General features: G+C 56.9%; 6 protein-coding genes and 3 pseudogenes. 6 read left to right on the top strand and 3 right to left on the bottom strand.

Features of this window, described 5'->3' with window-relative positions; all coding sequences use genetic code 11:
- Positions 1–254: 254 nt before the first annotated feature.
- From BCCGELA001_RS31415 to BCCGELA001_RS31425, 3 genes are read left to right on the top strand one after another with little or no spacing between them, the layout of a single operon-like run.
- The gene (locus tag BCCGELA001_RS31415; RefSeq protein WP_060737054.1) at positions 255–2,924 is read left to right on the top strand and encodes a PAS domain S-box protein; all 2,670 of its coding nucleotides are present in this window, start codon (positions 255–257) and stop codon (positions 2,922–2,924) included.
- 56 nt (positions 2,925–2,980) lie between these two features.
- Positions 2,981–3,598 carry a response regulator transcription factor gene (locus BCCGELA001_RS31420; RefSeq protein ID WP_060737960.1) on the top strand — a complete coding sequence of 206 codons (618 nt, stop codon included), beginning with the start codon at positions 2,981–2,983 and terminating at the stop codon, positions 3,596–3,598.
- A 50-nt stretch (positions 3,599–3,648) separates the two neighbouring features.
- Positions 3,649–4,071, top strand: coding sequence for a response regulator transcription factor (locus tag BCCGELA001_RS31425; protein WP_008545937.1), 423 nt, complete (start codon positions 3,649–3,651; stop codon positions 4,069–4,071).
- Positions 4,072–4,699: 628 nt separating this feature from the next.
- On the opposite strand, the gene BCCGELA001_RS31430 is transcribed toward BCCGELA001_RS31425, so the two are convergent.
- Positions 4,700–5,995: a cytochrome P450 gene (locus BCCGELA001_RS31430; protein ID WP_083543475.1), complete on the bottom strand. Its 1,296-nt coding sequence runs from the start codon at positions 5,993–5,995 to the stop codon at positions 4,700–4,702.
- A 1,372-nt stretch (positions 5,996–7,367) separates the two neighbouring features.
- Between BCCGELA001_RS31430 and BCCGELA001_RS39570 the strand changes: the two are divergent.
- The 3 genes and pseudogenes from BCCGELA001_RS39570 to fcl all read left to right on the top strand — a co-directional run.
- Positions 7,368–7,713: pseudogene (locus tag BCCGELA001_RS39570) on the top strand (transposase); the annotation flags it as partial.
- A gap of 983 nt (positions 7,714–8,696) precedes the next feature.
- Positions 8,697–9,804 (top strand): annotated as a pseudogene (gene gmd, locus BCCGELA001_RS31440) (GDP-mannose 4,6-dehydratase).
- On the top strand, positions 9,785–10,801 hold the full coding sequence (fcl, locus tag BCCGELA001_RS31445; RefSeq protein WP_060737056.1) for a GDP-L-fucose synthase: 1,017 nt from the start codon (positions 9,785–9,787) through the stop codon (positions 10,799–10,801). The pseudogene gmd and the gene fcl overlap by 20 nt, the downstream one beginning before the upstream one ends.
- A gap of 986 nt (positions 10,802–11,787) precedes the next feature.
- Here fcl and BCCGELA001_RS36615 read toward each other — a convergent pair.
- Positions 11,788–12,250 (bottom strand): annotated as a pseudogene (locus tag BCCGELA001_RS36615) (DUF3833 family protein).
- 2,590 nt (positions 12,251–14,840) lie between these two features.
- The gene (locus BCCGELA001_RS31450) at positions 14,841–17,921 is read right to left on the bottom strand and encodes an efflux RND transporter permease subunit (RefSeq protein ID WP_060737057.1); all 3,081 of its coding nucleotides are present in this window, start codon (positions 17,919–17,921) and stop codon (positions 14,841–14,843) included.
- Between the last annotated feature and the right edge of the window lie 1,067 nt (positions 17,922–18,988).

Below are 18,988 nucleotides of genomic sequence, written 5' to 3' on the forward strand. Positions count from 1 at the left end.
GGGAGGTTTGGCTACTGTGTTTCCGATGCGAAACTAGAGCGCAAGTTCAGGACCGATCGAAGCGTCCCGACACCTTAAGGTTTAAAATAACTATACGAACGTTTGGGGTGCGCCGTCCTTCGGCTCGTGCTGTCTTCCGCGCGGAATATAGAGCTCGGAACCCGCTCATGAGCGTAGCTGGGCCGCACGTAATTGCCGCTTTTTGCCTAGGATGTTAACCTCTCCGCCACAAGGAGGCCGGACGTTTCGCCCACATGAGTAACCAGTACATTTTTCCGCGTTCAGCTACTCAGTTCGTATTGGGTAGCATTATGATAGCAGCGGTGACGCTGACTTCAGCGTACCTGCATGCACATCTTGCCACAGCGGCGTTCGCCTACTTGAGCGTGGTACTCCTGTTTTCGCTCATGGGCAGCTTCATCGCCTCGGCGGCGCTTTCAATGGAGTGTATCGCGGCGTTAACTTACTACTTTGCGCCGCCAACTTTCAGTCTCCGTATCGATGATCCTCAAGATATTTCAGTGCTCGCCGCATTCCTCACGATCTCGGTTGTCGGGACGCATCTGATACAAACAATCCGTCGAGAAAGGGAGGCTGCGCTAAAGACTGCAGCAAAGCTCCGCCAAAGCACGGCCGATTTGCAGGACAGCGAGAAATGGGGGCGCGCGATATTTGAGCATAATCCGGTCATGTACTTCATGATTGATGAAGCCGGAACGGTTCTAAACGTCAACACTTTCGGTGCCACACAACTCGGCTATGCGCCTCACGATCTGATCCACCGATCCGTACTCAATATCTTTCCAAAAGACGATCGTGAGTTTGTTCGCAAAAGCGTTGCGATGTGCCTCGAAAATGTCGGCCAAGCGCACACTTGGGAGGTCCAGAAAATCAAGAAGGACGGATCGGCAATGTGGGTGCGTGAAAACGCCAAAGCCCTGCGATGGGCTGGTGAGAAGCCCATCGTTCTTATTGCCTGCGAAGATATCAGCGAGCGAAAGCGAACAGAGCTTGTGCTGCAGCGGAGCGAAGCCCATTTGGCTCAGGCGCAGGAATTGAGCCGCACCGGAAGCTTCGGTTGGAATGTCGCCACCGACGAGGTCTTTTGGTCAAAAGAGAATTTTCGTATTTTCCAGTACGATCTGCAAGTTGAACCGACACCGCAACTCGTCCTTGCCCGGACCCATCCAGAAGATAGGGCTTCCGTTCAGGAGGTTATCGATCGAGCAATGCGAACCCAAGAGAATTTTGAGCACGAGTACCGGCTGCTCATGCCGGACGGCTCGGTAAAGTACATCCGCGCGCGGGCACGAGCGACGGTAACTGCGTCTGGCGATATAGAGTTTGTCGGAGCAGCGACGGACATCACCTCCTCAAAGCAGACTGAAGAGAAGCTCCGCCGTAGTGAGGCCTATCTGGCCGAAGCACAGCATCTCAGTCACACGGGTAGTTGGTCCTGGGATCTCTACGAACGCGAGTTCGTGTATCGCTCCGCCGAAGTTGATCGTCTCTTTGGCTTTGATCCGGAAGAAGGTGCATCGATAGATGCTATCCTATCGCGCATCCATCCGGAAGACGTGCCGCGGCTTCGGGAAGTTACGCTGCAAGCGATGAAAGACAACGGAGGGAATTACGAGTACGACTTCCGAATCCTTCTTCCTGGTGGCGCCATAAGGCGCATACATACCGTTGCGCATGCTGTGGTCGGCAAGGACGGCAGGGTCAGCGAACTAATCGGAACACATATGGACGTCACTGGACAGCACGTAGCCAGGGAAAGGTTGGAAAACACTCTTGCTGCCCTGCGCGAAAGCGAGCAGCGCTTCCGGGACTACGCCGAAACGGCCTCTGACTGGCTATGGGAGACCGGAGCTGACCATCGTGTGACCCACTTGTCGGAGCACACGAGCTATGCAGGCATTCTCGCAAGAGAGCTCATGGGCCAGCCCCATTGGAAGATTGCGTCCGATGTAGAAGCAGAGCCCGAGAAATGGCTCCAGCATCGCGCCGCACTTGACGCGCATCTCCCATTTCGCGATTTGGTCTATCGCACCGTCGATCGGTTCGGAAGCCCGATCTACATCCGAACCAGTGGCAAGCCATTTTTCGATGCGAGCGGGACTTTTCTTGGCTACCGTGGCGTCAGCACCGATATCACTGCGTCCATTCGCGCAGAGCAAGCCGAACAGCAGCTGCGGAAGGCTCAGGCGGAGCTTGCGCATGTTACGCGCGTAACAACGCTTGGTGAACTAACGACCTCTATCGCCCACGAAGTAAATCAACCGCTTGCCGCCATCATCAGCAATGCCGACGCGTGCCTCGGTTGGTTGGGCCGCGAAGCTCCAGACCTCTCTGAAGCTGGCCGCTCGGTCGAGTGGATCATCGAAGACGCCATTCGGGCAAGTAAGGTTATCCGCCGGGTCAGGGCCCTTGCGAAAAAGAGCGAAATCGAGATGGTACCGCTCGACATCAATGAGGTCGTGAAGGAGGCCGTCGCGCTGGTGGCACGTGAATTGGCCAATCACCAAGTGACATTGCGAACCGGGTTGACGCCCGCTCTTCCTCCTATACTGGGCGACCGGGTTCAACTGCAACAAGTGATCATCAATCTGGTCATGAATGGGATCGAGGCCATGCAAGCCGTCAAGGACCGCGTCCGTGAGCTGGTGATTCAGTCATGCATCGACGATATGGGACGTGTGCAGATTGCCGTGACTGATTGCGGCGTCGGGATCGCCGAGGACGACATAGACCGCGTCTTGGACCCCTTCTTCACTACCAAATCGAGCGGCCTCGGCATGGGTCTTTCAATCTGCCGTTCAATCTTGGAAGCTCACGGGGGGCGGCTTTCGATTGTTCGCATGCAGGAGCCTGGCGCGACGTTTCAATTTTCCCTACCGTTGCATAAGGAGGTCGTCTCGTGACCGCACGCTTTGAGCCGCCGCGCGAAGACAGCAAGACCGAGGGAGGGGCGGGACCGATGGTCTTCATCGTTGAGGACGATGTCTCGATGCGCCGGTCGCTCACAAACCTTTTTAAACAGGTGGGGCTGGACGCCGTCACGTTCGGATCGGCTCGTGAAATGCTCCAGAGCAAGCTTCCGGACGTTGTTAGCTGCCTGGTTCTTGACGTTCGACTCCCAGGGCTGAGCGGCCTAGAAATTCAAAGCGAACTCGCTAAGCTGAACATTAACATTCCTGTCATTTTTATTACAGGCCATGGCGACATTCCGATGAGCGTCAAGGCCATGAAAGGTGGAGCGGTCGATTTTCTAACTAAGCCTTTTCGCGATCAAGAGCTGCTTGATGCTGTGGTTGCTGCAACCGAACAGGATCGAAAGAGGCGCGCCGCCGAGCAGATTGTCACGCAGCTGCGGTCCTTATTCGAAGCACTAAGCCCACGAGAGCAGGAGGTGATGAAATTGGTCGCTACCGGCCTGATGAACAAACAAATAGCCGCCGAGCTCGGCCTGGCCGAGATTACCGTCAAGATCTATCGGGGACACGTAATGAAGAAGATGCGGGCACGTTCGCTCGCCGAGTTGATCACAATGGCTGCGACGCTGGGATTTCGTGCGAACCGCTCTGAGCAAACCTAAGTATGATTTTACAATCCCGCCCGTGAAGCCCAATTTGTCTCGGTAGGCTAATGCTTCGGCAAGCGCCTTCCCTGGTCAGGAGGGCTCGTCTTTTGCCTTTGATTTCCGTCATTGACGACGACGCGTCAGTGCGTACCGCAATAGAGAATCTGTTGAAGTCTCGAGGTTACATCGTTCACCCATTCGCATCTGCCGAGGAATTCCTGCGGTCACCCGAATTGTCCAAGACGTCCTGCGTAATCACGGATGTGCAGATGCCAGTCATGAACGGCTTGGAACTCCTGGCAGAGATGCGAGCCCGAGGTTACTATGCGCCCTGCATTCTCATTACGGCCTTTCCTGATGACCCTGTTCGCACCTTAGCTTCGACTGCGGGAGCGATTGGGTTCCTGGCTAAGCCTTTCGCCGGGCGCGCGTTGATCAAGTGCCTCAATAAGGCCCTGGCAGAACACCGCGGCGGCGCTGGCGCCTGACACAACGGCCTTCGAGCTGGCCCCTCGCGCCTCTTAGCGACTTCGCAATCAGCCCTACGCGTTCGCGTGTATGGAGCTAGGCCCGAGAGCGCCGGCCTAAAGTGGGAATTGCCAAGCGTTCACGGAATTGCAGCGACCATCATGAAAGAAGTCCCGCTATTCCTAATGGAGGCGGCCAGCTTCCAGAAATTTGCTTTCCCTCTGCATGGGTAGCACGAACAACGGTTGGAATTCCAAACGTCAAGTCCTCTACAACGGCTAGAAAGCCGCTCCCCTTAGTCGCTTGCCGATCAGATTTTGCTTTTCCGGCCTCATGTTAGCCGGTGATCGAGTCTACGTCGGCATGGTGGGCGACCTGCAAGCTATTGCGGGCAAGGCGGGCCAGATATGCCCAGCCTTGACTTACCCCTTCTAAGGAGCCCTCGAGCCCGCAAGCGCCGCGTGGCGGGCGACGCCGCGAACGCGGCGACGCTTAGTGAGGTGAAGGATCTCCGCCGAGAGACTGCGGCCCTCAAGGTGGCCCCAGGCCGATCTACTCCCCGCCTGCCTCTAAGTCGGAAGTGGGAAACTAAGATGAAGCAAGCCAAGCCAAATGCGTGCTGGTTGTGAGGCTTCGAGCAATCAGGACCTAGCCTGCAATCTGCACAGGGAGTGCGGAATAGCCGTGCACGAAGTTTGAAGCAATTCGCTCAGGCTCACCGACAACCTTGATCTCCAGACGCGCATTCAAAATCTCTTCCCACAGTACTTTCAACTGCAGTTGTGCAAGATGTCGGCCAACGCACCGATGGATGCCGAATCCAAACGAGAGATGCTGCCGTACGTTCTTACGGTCGATGAGGAAGCTGTCGGCATTATCGATCACTTCTTCGTCCCGGTTGCCAGATATGTACCACATGACGACCTTATCGCCCCTCCTGATTTGTTTCCCACCTACAACGCAATCTGCCGAGGCGTTGCGGCGCATGTGTACGATCGGCGTCTGGTATCGAATAATCTCGGACACGGCGCTCGACATCAGCCCCGGGTTATCGTGTAGTTTCCGCAGCTCGCAGGGGTTCTGGTTCATGAACAGAACGCCGCCGGTAATTGAGTTACGTGTCGTGTCATTGCCTCCCACGATCAGCAGAATCAGGTTCCCGAGGAACTCATCCGGCTTCATATGGCGTGTGGCGGGCGAGTGCGCCATCAAGGAAATCAGGTCGAGGCGCGGCTCGAGATTAATGCGCTCGCTCCAAAGTCGGGCGAAATACTCCCGGCACTCCGACAAGATTGCGCTGCGCTTATCCCAACTGTCGATCGCATGCCCTGCTCTCGGAGGTGTGACAGCTACGTCCGACCAATAGGTCAAGAGCCGCCGGTCATCAAAAGGAAAGTCAAATAGTGTGGCGAGCATCTGTGTCGTCAACTCGATGGAAACCATATCCACCCAATTGAAGGCATCATTGCGCGGTAACCCCTGCAAAATTGCCCTGGCCCGAGAGCGGATCAGGCTTTCGAGTCTCATCAGGTTTTCCGGTGCAACGATCGGACTTACGGTGTTGCGCTGATCAGCATGTCTGGGCGGGCCCATCTTGATGAAACTCGGGGTCCAGTGCTCGTCAGGTACGTCGACGATCGTGACACCTTGCTCCGACGAGAATGTCTTGTGGTTTGTATCTACTGCGACAATATCGTGGTATTTTGTGACGGCCCAATAGGGTCCATAGCCGCTATCTTGGCAGTAGTGAACCGGATCTTCCCTTCGCAAGCGCTCGAAGCACGCCCATATGGTATCATCTTGAAAGCGCTTGGTTTCGCTTACATCCAGATTGCTCAGCGGAATGCCCGAGGCATCATCGACTCTATCGTGTGCCAATGGCGCTTTCAGATCGTCTCCGCAAAATTTGTTCACTCGAGAGCTTACGGGTTCACAGCTCGCCATGGATACGGGTCCTCTTGCGGTTTGGCGGCGAACAGGTCGTCGCCTCACAAAGTATCCTAATGCGCGGGCAGTCACCCCTACCGTTTCCAGTAGTAAGGACCTCGTTGACTTTCCAACCAGCCTGCTCCGTCTACCGGCGGGCATCGATGTACCTAAAAGCAATCACTTTTGATCGTGCCCTTTGGCGTGGTGCAACTGGCGACAGGCGCCGCGCTCACTGGCAAGGGCGGGGCAGGTCAGCTGGGATCGCCGGAAGGCTGAGGATTAGACCATCGCTCAACGGTGTGACCTTGCCCACGGATTCAATCCAGGTTGAAGTTCGCTCTGGCACGACAAGGACCAGAGCATAAAGCGCAGCCGCTTTTCGGGAGAGAAGGGGTATTCGGTCCCGATCACATGACCTATCTGCCACTTAACTGACGCAACAAGAACCAGCAAATGGAACGCGGATCTCGCGGTCAATGCCTTCCACGCGCTCCATCAGGATATGAACGGAGCCGTCGCCACGATGAATCCCTCTTCCGGCACGCGCAGTGGGCGCGGCACGAAATAGATGTCGAGCGCCCAGTGCGCGTAGACGGGCTCAGCCGAGGCGCTCGATCGTCCCAAACCTGGAAGAAACGGTTCTCTCCCGCGGTATGAACTCGAACCAGCCTGGCAGCAGTTCAAAAAACGGCGTCTCGGTCGTATTCCTCCGTTGCCGTCGACGAGCAGCGGGTCCGCTCGACAGCTTGAATGTCTGGTTACGGTGCGGCTTCAAGCCGCTTGCAAGCATCTTGTGATGACTCACGGAAATCGGATTGAGCCACAGGTTGGTCAAGTGATCGTCAAGGGTCTGCGTGACTTGTGGCCTTACCCGATCCGGATGCGCCGTACTGCTGCGCTGGTCCGAACGATCATACTCGCCGTGGTCTATCCTGCGGGGCCGCAGGAAGGGGCGATCGGCCCACACGCACACGTATCGTCGCGCCGATAAATCGCCCAGCGTTCGTACTCGCCTTGCTCAGCTTCCCGGCTCCAACATGATTGAGCGTCTGTTGCCGAGAACACCCCGAAGCCGGATCCATCGCGGTGTCTTCGAGAACGTTGCCACGCTCAAGATGGCGATCATAGAAATGCCAAAACCCTCCATCCAGACCAAATCTGCGGATCAAATCCTCGAAAAACTCGCCCGTACGGACCAACTGTTAGTGTCTCAACACTAGCTGTGCCGGGATCGAGTGGACCGCGCACGCCAGGCGAGAGGAAAATTCAGCACGTTTCCTAACGCGAAATCGACGATCTTGGAAGGCTTGTGAGCGACGGCTCACGGTGCCACTCCTCGACGTCGGCCAGCATCCGGGCCCGCCCGCCTCGTCTCAAGGGTGGGCATGAGCTGCGCTGGATCGCAAGGCCGGCGCGATCTGGCCGAGGTGCGAAATGCGGCGCCGAGTACCCCCAAGCTCACCGGCTGAGCGGAGCGGAACATCGAGGAGACCTTGATCTATTTCCGCCTCCCGCTGGTGCACAGGAAGCACATGGATTCGACCAACGAGCTGGAGCGCGCCAAGAGGAGATCTGGCGGCGCACCTGTGTCGTGCGACTTCACCAGCCGAGAACGGATTGCGGCTTGTCCGTGCACGCACCGTCGAGCGTCACACAGCTTGGCTCGAGGACCATATCTGAACACGAATTTGCTCAAGGAACAAAAGACGAAGGCCCTGAGCCAGGCGGCCTGACCATGCTCAGCGACCAATGGGATGGGCCACCCCTCTCCACCGCTGACGCTCGCCCGCTGCGCTTCTGGGGTGAGGCGAGCTACGGCGGCTCAGAGGGGATCGCTTAGCTGGAGCCCATGATCGACTTGGCTGAAGTAACAGAGAACGTTTTCGGCCTTGGCTTCTCGCAGAAGAAGTGGCTTCCCCGAGCCGTGCATGGCCCGCCAGACAACGCCCGGCGGCATGGTGACCAACCAATCTCATGGTCTTGAAACCGTGCCCCCCCATCTGGCAGCGCCGGATGAAACGACGCCGTGCCGGCGGGCATTGAATGCTCGCTTCAGGATCCGCTGGGACTCAACTTCACGTCAAGAGCTCGAACCGCCTCTCCCGATGTTCCCAAACCACATGCCTTAGCTTGGCCGAGCATCCTCGCACTCTGCGGGAGCCTCGACCTCGATAGTCGAATTCGAAAGCGCGTCCTCGTTGTGTAGCTCGATCGAGATTCGGGGCGCGAACGCAGCTTTCGTGTTGGTTGGACCGTCGCAGCGGTCATATGGCTTCGGCTCTGATGATTGATCATCCTTGCAACGCGGCGGAGTACATAGGCTGCTACGATAAAACTTCATGATTCCTTGCTCATCGAGTTCAATGCTGCATCCGTGCGGAGCGGCACCCGCTGCTCGCTTGGAAGGCGAGGCTAAGGTCTCAAGATCGCTAGTTCAATCGTACGGAGGTAAGACATTAGCCTCGAAAATGTTTTGAAGAACTATACGATGGTTTGCGACCAAATTGTATCCTTGGTCGCTAGTCAGATTATGGTGAGTTCATGAGCTTGTCTTCGCCGAACGGGCGCCGCGACGTTCCATTGGCAGTGCATATCAATGTATATGATGCGTTTGATCCACATCGTCGTACAATCATAGAGCAATGATCCTTCTATTCATCTGCGTGTGAACACGGAGTTTCTTTGCGCGTATTACTCCCTTTTGAAGGCCGATCTAATGAGTACAGCTGGTGAGCCAGTGGCAGCTGAAGATTCAAAACGACGCGTTGCCTTGATCACCGGTGTCACCGGCCAGGATGGTGCCTACCTCGCCCAGCATCTGCTCAGCTTAGGCTACACGGTGCACGGAATAAAGCGCCGGTCCTCTTCTATCAACACTGCGCGCGTTGACCACCTGTACCAGGACCGACATGCCGGCGACGTTCCATTCCTGATGCACTACGGCGATATGACCGATTCCACCAACCTGATCCGGCTCATGCAACAAATCCGGCCGACCGAAATTTACAATCTAGCGGCGCAAAGTCATGTCGGGGTCAGCTTCGACAGTCCTGAATACACGGCCAATGCGGACGGACTCGGCGTGCTCCGGCTGCTCGAGGCGATCCGCATCCTGGGTATGGAAAGGGAGACGAGGTTCTATCAGGCCTCGACCTCGGAACTCTACGGTCTTGTCCAGGAAGTGCCGCAAAAGGAGACGACCCCATTCTACCCCCGTTCGCCTTATGCCGTAGCCAAGCTCTACGCCTACTGGATCACAGTGAACTATCGTGAGGCTTACGGCATCTTTTCTTGCAACGGAATACTGTTCAACCATGAGAGTCCAACTCGTGGCGAGACCTTCGTCACACGCAAGATCACGCGCGGCGTCGCTCGCATCGAAGTCGGCCTCGAGGAACGTCTCTATCTCGGCAACCTAGAGGCCAAGCGCGACTGGGGCCACGCCCGTGACTATGTCGAGGGCATGCACCGCATTCTGCAGGCAAACGTGGCAGAGGACTATGTGCTGGCGACCGGCGAAACGCGGTCGGTGCGGGAGTTCGTCGAGCGGGCATTTGCCGAGGTCGGCCGAAGCATTGAATGGCGTGGCCACGGCATCGAGGAGATCGGCATCGATCGGGCATCGGGCAAGACCGTGGTGCAAATCGATCCGGCTTATTTTCGGCCGACCGAGGTAGATCTGCTGATTGGCGACGCTGGCAAAGCTCGCCAGAAACTCGACTGGAAGCCTAAGACAAGCTTTGCGCAGCTGGTCAGGGAGATGGTCGTAAGCGATCTAGCCGAAGCAGGTCAGGAGTGCCGCCAATGGCCAGTACGCCGTTTGAGCTGAAGCGCAAGTCCGTCTTCGTCGCGGGCCACCGCGGCATGGTTGGCTCAGCGTTGGTACGACGGCTCGCGAGCGAGCAGGCGAATCTCCTGACGGCGGCGCGAAGTGAGCTCGATCTGCGCGACCAAGCAGCGGTGAACACGTGGTTCGCCGCGAAACGGCCGCAGGTGGTGTTCCTCGCCGCCGCCAAGGTCGGCGGCATCCTCGCCAACGATACACTTCGAGCCGAATTCCTCTACGACAACCTTGCAATATCGATCAATGTGATACAAGCCGCGCATGCGAACGGGTGCGAGAAGCTGATGTTTTGTGGCTCCTCCTGCATTTATCCACGGCTGGCGGCGCAGCCGCTGCGAGAGGATTCGCTGCTGACCGGGCCGCTGGAGCCCACCAACGAGCCCTACGCAATTGCAAAGATAGCCGGTTTAAAGATGGTGGAAGCTTATCGAAGCCAGTACGGCGCCGACTTCATCAGCGTGATGCCGACTAACCTTTACGGTCCCGGTGACAATTATCATCCCGAATACAGCCACGTGGTCCCAGCGCTGATCCGCCGTTTCCACGAGGCCAAATTGTCGGGCGCCACGAACGTTGTAGTATGGGGCACCGGCATGCCCCGGCGGGAATTCCTCTATGTCGACGATCTTGCAGATGCCTGCATCCACCTAATGCAGACCTATTCGTCGCCGGAGCTGGTGAATATCGGCACCGGTCAGGACATCACCATCGCCGATTTAGCGCTTGCGGTCGCGGCTACCGTCGGCTTTCGGGGCGAGATCAGCTTCGACACGTCGCGTCCCGACGGCACGCCGCGCAAGCTGCTGGACGTCAGCCGCTTGGCCGAAACCGGCTGGCAAGCCCGCGTCTCGCTGGAGGAGGGCATTAGGTCGGCATATCTGTCCTATCTCAGTGACGTCGACAGCCGGCAGCAGGGTATGTTTGCTTTGCCAGCGAGGGGAGCACCAAGGAGGAAGCTCTCGTGCATGATCAGTTAATCAAGACCTCCCGCCTGTCAACGCGAGCGCTGTAATGGCTTTGGATCTGGGAGATTGCGGATTCGGCTGTCCGAAAGCCTGGATGAGTGCACGTCAGCGCATGAATGTTCGGGTGTGTAGGCCGCTGTGCAATATCGTTGATAGCAAGCATGCCGCCGGCCCACTGCGCGGTACCGCAGTTCGGCAAACTTAGGCCATCTCCTTAGAACGTTCACCTGTTCAGCCGTAGGCTCCAAGAAAGTTCGGCGCTAGGAGTGGACTGACCGGCAGGAAGTTCACCGAAGGAGCAGACATTCTTTGCGTATATCATGAGATTGACGCTTGAAACGGGAAGGCAACCTGTGACCACTGCCTTACACGCAGGGTGCGCAATGACCGGCGCATCACATGCCTACCTATTCTCTGGTTAGCAGCACGACTGTCGCTCCCTTTGCGGGAGGGGATCCCGCAACAGAGATCCCTCGGGTAACGTGCGCAACCAATGCCCACACTCCAGGAAGTCGGTCCTTCGAAGAAGTCCGATCGAAAGGTCAGGCAGTCTTCTCCAGTTCGGCCGTCCAGCACTCCCGCCGGAGCAGTCCAGCGGCATGAACGTATCCGCCCAGCGAGCGCGCGCTAGTAGGCCGGCGGAGATCCAAAATATGAAGACCTCGTCGGTGGTTCATAAGTGACAGGAAACGACTTTGTAGGCCCGGCGAACATTGGTGCTCAGTCACACTCTCCGACGGCTCCGACAAACGTCTTCAAGAAGGCGCCCGTCGGGGCATTTCGTGACGGTGGCTTCAATCGTTCGCTCGAACGGACTTAAAGTGGACGGTGTTACCTGGCCCATCTGTTCGACCATGGTGGCGCTTACAGCTACATCATGCCCGAGTCGGCGGGGGCATTAGACGATGGTTGCTACGTCCGCATAAAGCACGCGGCGACCGGGACCTGCAATTCCCTCTCCTGCTCTCGCCCGTTGGTAGTGGAGAAGACTAGCGAAGCTAAAGCTTACGGTAAGTAACGTGCGCCGTGGCAAAGGGGATGCCAGCACGGCCAGCTCGGCTGCGGACTATACAACTCGCTCATCGATTCCATAAAACCAATCGTTGAAGTTCAGCTTGAACGATTCCCCCCTTGCGGAGTATCGCGCGTGTATTTCCAATGGAATGCGCAACCGGCTTGCTCGCCGATGGCCTCGCCTTCCAGTTGGTTTTCCAAGCCGGTGTACTTGCCTTCTTCACCCTTTCGGATCGTCCAATGCAGAGTGTCGCATGGCGTCAGACGTATGTGACTCGACGAACAGCAGTGTATCAGTGTCCGCATCTCGCCGTGTCCAGCAATTGTTGCGCGCGTCAGTAGTCCGCCAACTGAACTTTCTAACACTGCCCATCCTTCTACTCGTCCGACGAAGAAACGTTCAGGAAGAAATAGCGACATTGTTCCTCTAAAAGCATCGATTGTCATTGGTAAACCTTCGAAGTGCATTTACTGACCTAAGTATCTTTCTCCCAGCTGGTTCCTATTGGCTCTCCAGCACATGCTCCCGCAGCGCGCTCCACCATCCGCCGCCCGCCCTCGTATTTATGCGGCCGGAATTCAAAACCGCTGGTCAGTTTCGAGACGGATCGCACAGCGTACAGCGCGCCGCTTCAGAATTCTGATTGCGGTTTCATTGCCCACCGCCGCCGCGAAGGAATATTCGCCTGCAATATCTTCGGCGGTCACCAAAGGCTAAGATCAAGCGGCTGGTTCAGTTTGGGGCTTGCATCGTATTCGCAAACGGCCGCTAAAGGTCGATGACTTCGCGATCTGGCAAGCCGACCCAGGATCTCTTTAAGGCGCTAGGACGGGTGCGGTTCGGCGTGGCCGTGCCCGCGTCCTTGCGAATCTCGAAAAGAGAAGGTCTGAGGCTAGGTCAACAACACGTCCCGCCCCCAGGGCGGGATTGTTCTTCGAGCGCATCAACACCCCGTGGAGGCGTAGCGATATTCGAGCCGCTTGAGCGACGGTCCCCGCAACCCAGGTCGTTCAACAAACTGTGCGGGAAATAGCTGGCATGGTCATAGGGCGCCTTAGCCTCGGCAAGCGCCCTAGAACGCCATCAATCACGCACATTCGTATCATCCCGACCCCAAACGAATTCTCAAAGCCGCTGCACCTTCTGCGGCATTTGATTTGATAGTTTTTATTTCACGACTGTGATGCTTACGTGCGAGGTCGATTCAGTGTGATCTCGCCAAGCTGTAGCGCGACTTCGGTGAGCGCGATCGAATACCAACACATAACGGCAGCAAAGAGAGCGATAGTTTCCACTTGAGTGAATAAGTCATGCGAGAGCCGACCGATGTCGTATCTTATCGAGAGCCATGGCACGCACAGTCTCTCTCGACCACGCCGATAACAATCGTAGTCGCAGTAAGGCCGCCGCGAGGACATTTCCCGCAGGTAACCCATTCCTAGGGATCGACGACACTCGGAGCAATTGGATGAATTGCTAGGCGTCCTCTGATTGACCAATATGAACTTCACGGTCGTTCACTTGCATTCATTGCCCCTGCCAGACGATAACAGAAGCGGCGCCGCTGCTGAAACGAAGCGCATAGCTGGATCGTGGGGGGTGCATTCCCTGTCGCTCGTACTCGGCGACAAAAGAAGCCCGACCACTTTTGGTGGCCGGGCAGAAGTCAGTCTCGGAAGGAGCGACGCTGTTCCGCATCGCGCCAGCTTCCATCGGCAGAGGGAGGGCTCTTGCCGACGGTCCAACTGCGGCGGGGGCATTCGCCGCTAGCCTTAGGCACAGAAGCCCGAAATCCACTCCAAATGAGATCTGACCTTGAACCAAGGCTGACAAACTCGGGCGATACTCGTCGGTGCGAGAATGCGGCGACTGACGCCCAGCCCTTTGGACCGCCGCCGTCTGCTGCGAACCCGCAGTGTTAGGCGAGAGATCACCGACAACGCGGCGGGACCTCACGAGCCCCTGGTTTGACGCCCGACTTACACCGATGATGTTTTTTCCCCCTGGGGCAGAAGAGCGATAACGGTCCTGATAAGATCGTCGGCTGTTTTCTTCGCACGCCATTGCCATGCGACATCCTGGAAAGTTGGTAAAATCGATTATGTTGATGGGCCGCATCTACACGGTGGATCATTTCGCCCTCGTTGGCCTTTTGTGTTTCCGGTGCGCATACCCTCATCTGAGCGCAACCAGGCCCGGCACGTGAACGGGCGCCGCCAAACCCTGGCGCTGCTCAGCTGAGGCGCGAATGGTGCCATCGGAGTAAACGAGGCGACCTCCAATGTAGTCGACATCCGATCGATTCCGGCTCATCTTACGTTTGCATTCGAATGCGCAACCGGAATTCGCAGGCCATGACGCTACGCAACTGGGTGCGATGAATTCGGCCGGAGCGTCGGAGACATGACCGGAAAGACCGCGCCTCGGATCTCCCGCGCTCACCCACATCCGTTCACGGGGGCCCTCAATGACGGACCGCAGACTGCCATTCCGATGCCCGGCACGCTTGATGATGTAAAGGCTTTGGTCAGCCGCTCAAGACTGCTCGGCCCCAATCCTGGGCCAGTGTCTCGTAAGCGAACCAGTATACCATTGCGGTCAGATCTGGCCGTGCTGTTACCAGCTCTCGGGTAACTCGTTCCTCGCTCAGCGCGCCGGCGCCGCAGATGATCAAGTTGAGAACCACCTGTCAGCGTCGAAGTCTATCTGCCCGAGCGAGCGGCACGGCTCTGGCGAGCGGTGAACACCGGCGCCATCGTTAGCCTGCACACGAGCGATTCGCTCGCGCCGTCTCTTCCAAAGCTATTGCTGATACGCCTCGCGCTCGCAGCTCCTGCCATACTCAGTCGTTCTCCTCGAGCTAATGATAGATCGAGACGACCGCGGTGGCCGCAGATCACCTTCGTGTCCCCGGCGCCACGAATTACAATCACCTCAAAAAGGTCAACCATCCGCGATCGACGAGCAGCACCCTTATCAAGAGCAGCAATCACAGAGCGTGGGTTAATCATCAGGGCAATCGCTCGCCGAGGTCGGTCAGCTGTCTATGAGGTCGAGCTCGGCGGCCATCTCGGGGTGGCGCGCACTCACGTCAGGGCGGTGATCCGACGCGATCGCGACATAGAGCGCCGGCAGCACGAACAGCGTGAACAGTGTGCCGATAGAAATGCCCGCTACGACCACGAGCCCAATCGAGAAGCGGCTCGCGGCGCCAGCACCCGTTGCAGTCAATAAGGGTAAAAGGCCCGTGACCATGGCCGCAGTGGTCATCAAGATTGGACGGAGGCGGACGCGCGCCGCCACCTCGATGGCGGAGCGACGATCAAGTCTCTTCTTGAGCTGCAGCTCATTGGCAAACTCCACCATTAGGATACCATGCTTAGAAATCAGCCCAACCAGCGTCAGCAGTCCGACCTGGGTGTAGATGTTCATCGTCGCCGCGCCAAGAAATAGCGGAATCAAGGCGCCGACGATTGCCATGGGCACGCTTACCATGATGATGAGAGGATCGCGCAGACTTTCGAACTGCGCCGCAAGCACCAAAAAAATAATGACGAGTGCAAACACAAAGGTGAAGACAAGTTGGTTACCTTCCCGCACATACTGGCGGGCATCGGATAGAAAGTCGTGGTTGTAGCCTGCGGGCAGTTCCTTCGCCTTCTCGTCCAGGAACTCCACAGCTTGACCGATCGTGACGCCGGGCATCGGTACGGCCTGGAAGGTTGAAGAGTTGAGTTGATTGTAGCGGGTGAGCGCGTTGGGATCGGTCGCAGTCTCAATGGAGACCACAGTTGAGAGCGGCATCATTGCGCCCGTCGCGGCCTTTACATAGAAATTCCCGAGTGATTCCGGGGTCAGCCGGTTCTCGCGCGGCACCTGCGGGATCACCTGATAGGACCGACCCTCTAGGTTGAAGCGGTTGACGAAGTTTCCGCCAAGGAGGGTCGCGACCGCACTTCCGATGTTCTGCATGGTGATGCCTAGGCCATTGGCCTTGGATCGATCTACCCGGATTCGCACCACCGGCTGATTAAACTCAAGGTCAGAGTCGCTGACCATAAACAAGCCGCTCCGCTGTGCGGCATCCTTCAACTTCGACATTTGCTCATAGACCGACTGGAAACCCTGCGTCGAGTTGATCACCATTTGCACTGGCAAGCCGCCTGAACCGCCCGGAAGTGGCGGCAGGCTAAAGGCAAATGCATTGATACCTTCATTCTTGGACAGCTCGGCCTGGAGTAACGGCTTCAGCGCGATCGATGATCGTGTGCGCTCGTCCCAAGGCTTAAGCAACATGCCAGCCATGCCGCCATGCGCACCGCTGGTGCCGTTAACTACGAAACGCAAGTCGGTCTCGGGAAATTTCTGAAACGCCTTGTCGAGCTTAGCGCCGTAATAGTCGAGATAGTCGATATTGGCGTATTTCGGCGCCTTAGCTAGTACAAATACGATGCCTTGATCCTCCTCTGGGGCGAGTTCCTTGGACGTGTGCATATAAAGAAATCCGACGAGGCCTAGCATGGTCAGCGCAAACAAACCGGTAATCGGGCGATAGTCGAGCGAGCGGTCGAGCCTGCGGCCGTACCAGCGTGTCACGGCGCCGAACACGCGGTTTACAAATCTTGCAAACCGCCCCTCCGCGGCACTCTTCAGCAAAACCGAGCACATCATCGGTGATAGCGTCAACGCGATCACGCCCGACACAATCACCGACCCCGCCAGCGTAAACGCGAATTCATGAAACAGCGCACCGGTGAGGCCGCCGAGAAAACCGATCGGCGCGTAGACAGCGGCCAGGGTAATCGTCATCGAAACGACCGGACCGACGATCTCGCGCGCCCCTTCCCTAGCGGCCTGCGTCGGCGTCGCTCCTGCTTGCAAATGGCGATGAATGTTCTCCACCACGACGATCGCATCGTCGACCACGAGACCGATCGCAAGCACCATAGCGAGGAGCGTCAGGAGATTGAACGAAAAGCCCAGTGCCAGCATCAAGCTGCAGACACCAACGAGCGACAGCGGAATGGTGACGACAGGAATGATGACCGACCGCACTGAGGCGAGAAATAGAAAGATCACTACCACAACGATAGCGACGGACTCAATAAGCGTTTTCTCCACCTCATTGATAGACGCTTGAATGAATTTGGTGGAGTCGTAGGCCACTTTCATTTTGACCGATGGCGGCAGATTACGCTCGATTTCTGGAAGCATTCCCCGAACGCCTCGCACTATGTTCAGCGGATTGCCTTGCGGGCTCGCCTGCACGCCGATAAAGATTGCGTGCTCGCCGTTCATGGCCACGCTCACGTCTGCGTTCTGTGCAGCAAGCTCAGCTGTCGCAATGTCCTCTATGCGAACAAAGCCGTCGTCTTTGACTTTGACGACCATGTTCTTGAATTCATCCACACTCCGCAGATCTGTATTGGCCGTCACGTCAGAGACGATGAAATAGCCCTTAGCCTGGCCGGCTGCGGCCTGGAAGTTATTGGCGGCAATCGCAGCCGAAACATCAGCTGCTGATACGCCGTACCCTGCCATTCTGGCAGGATCGAGCCATAGCCGCATCGCAAAACTCTGGCCGCCCAGGATGTCTGCCGCGCCGACGCCGTCTACGGTTAATAGAACCGGTTGCACCACGCGCGAGAGATAGTCGGAGATCGCGCTGGCCGTCAGTTCTTCGCTGGAGAAGCCGACATACATGACAGCCGTCGTCTGACCGGAAGATTTGGTGATTACCGGATCGTTCGATTCCTTAGGGATTAAATATCTGACGGAGTTGACCTTCGAGAGGACTTCGGTGAGCGCCTCGTTTGGATCGAAATTGAGCTTGATGTGGACTTGGATCGACGAGTTACCGAGCACGGAGGAGGACGTGATGTAGTCGACGCCCTCGGCTGAAGAGACCGCCTGCTCCAAGGGGGTGGTGATGAACCCCTGAATCATGTCAGCGGAGGCGCCAGGATAGGACGTCGTGATATCGATGACCGTGTTAGATAGCTTGGGATATTCCCGGATCGGCAAAACGGTGGCCGCGCGAAGGCCTATCAGCAGGATCAGTAGACTGACCACAATAGATAACACGGGACGTTTGATGAAAAGATCGGTAAATGTCATCGCGACGCTCAGTTTCAAAGGACAGGTTCAGTTCGCAAGTAGACCCGGGCCGTCGCCACAGTGACAAATGCGGCGATTGCCGTTACTCCCGCGCATGAGGAAGAAGGATTCCTCGCTCTAAGAGCTCGTGTTCAGGGGCAGCACGTCTCGCTCCACTGGGTTTAATCGCCCGGTGGTCCAGCTCGAAACACTAAAGCAGAGCGCCTGACAAACCCGAAGAAAGAGGCCCGGAAACCAGTTCTCTCGCATCAGCCGTTATCCAAGCCCACCGACAACTGGCTACCAGCCACGAAAAAGAGCGTTGATGGACCTCCAACGCGATTCAATGGCAGGTAACAACCTCCAGCAACGCATCAAGTCAGATTTCGGCTTTGTGCCGCACACCGATTTCTTCAACGACCCCGCTCCGACGTTGAAAGTACAATCAACTCGACAGGTGTCTCAACTCTACAAGGGTAGGCGGGCGATATAGAATAGATCGCTAAACCTATACTAAGTTTTGGACCACACGCGAGACTTGCGCGGTTATCCCGGCGCCGGCAGAAGTGGGTCACAGATACATATAGCGGGGCATACCATATGCTTCTATGGCGGGTTCTCGGTTCTTGCTCAGCAGGTCTTCTAACCCATCGTCGGCCGCCCTCTTACAGCACAGGTCACTTTTACTCCGCTTGGTCTCTGGCCAACCTTGCGTGCTTCCTGGTCTGGACTGTGAAGCTTACGCCTACAACAATCCATTGCGATCACGACGGACTATCCTACAAACATGTGTTGCTTCGTTCAAAGGGCCGGAGCAGCTGCTTCAGGAAGTGGTGCTGAATTGCTGAAAGGGGGCCACTCAAGCGGATAGCTCGCTTTGTCGCGGCGCATCTGGGTGTGAGCAGACTGCTCCTCTACCTCCTTTGAGCAAGCGTCTTCCGTCTCATGGACTCGGTAAGCTTTGACAAGACCCAGCGTTCAAAATCGCCGCGCTTCGTACGGCGACTGCGTCACTGCAGCGCCTTCGCTGGATTGTGCACGATGTTGGATTAACTTCCCGAATTGTTCTCGAAGCACCCGCCATCCCC

Origin of the sequence: Bradyrhizobium sp. CCGE-LA001 (assembly GCF_000296215.2) — a bacterium.
In the GTDB taxonomy this organism is placed as follows: Bacteria; Pseudomonadota; Alphaproteobacteria; order Rhizobiales; family Xanthobacteraceae; genus Bradyrhizobium.

Bases quoted from the DNA above. Each gene is read 5' to 3' on its own strand.
- BCCGELA001_RS31415 (WP_060737054.1), top strand. From the start codon at position 255: ATGAGTAACCAGTACATTTTTCCGCGTTCAGCTACTCAGTTCGTATTG.
- BCCGELA001_RS31420 (WP_060737960.1), top strand. From the start codon at position 2,981: ATGGTCTTCATCGTTGAGGACGATGTCTCGATGCGCCGGTCGCTCACA.
- BCCGELA001_RS31425 (WP_008545937.1), top strand. From the start codon at position 3,649: ATGCTTCGGCAAGCGCCTTCCCTGGTCAGGAGGGCTCGTCTTTTGCCT.
- BCCGELA001_RS31430 (WP_083543475.1), bottom strand. From the start codon at position 5,995: ATGGCGAGCTGTGAACCCGTAAGCTCTCGAGTGAACAAATTTTGCGGA.
- fcl (WP_060737056.1), top strand. From the start codon at position 9,785: ATGGCCAGTACGCCGTTTGAGCTGAAGCGCAAGTCCGTCTTCGTCGCG.
- BCCGELA001_RS31450 (WP_060737057.1), bottom strand. From the start codon at position 17,921: ATGACATTTACCGATCTTTTCATCAAACGTCCCGTGTTATCTATTGTG.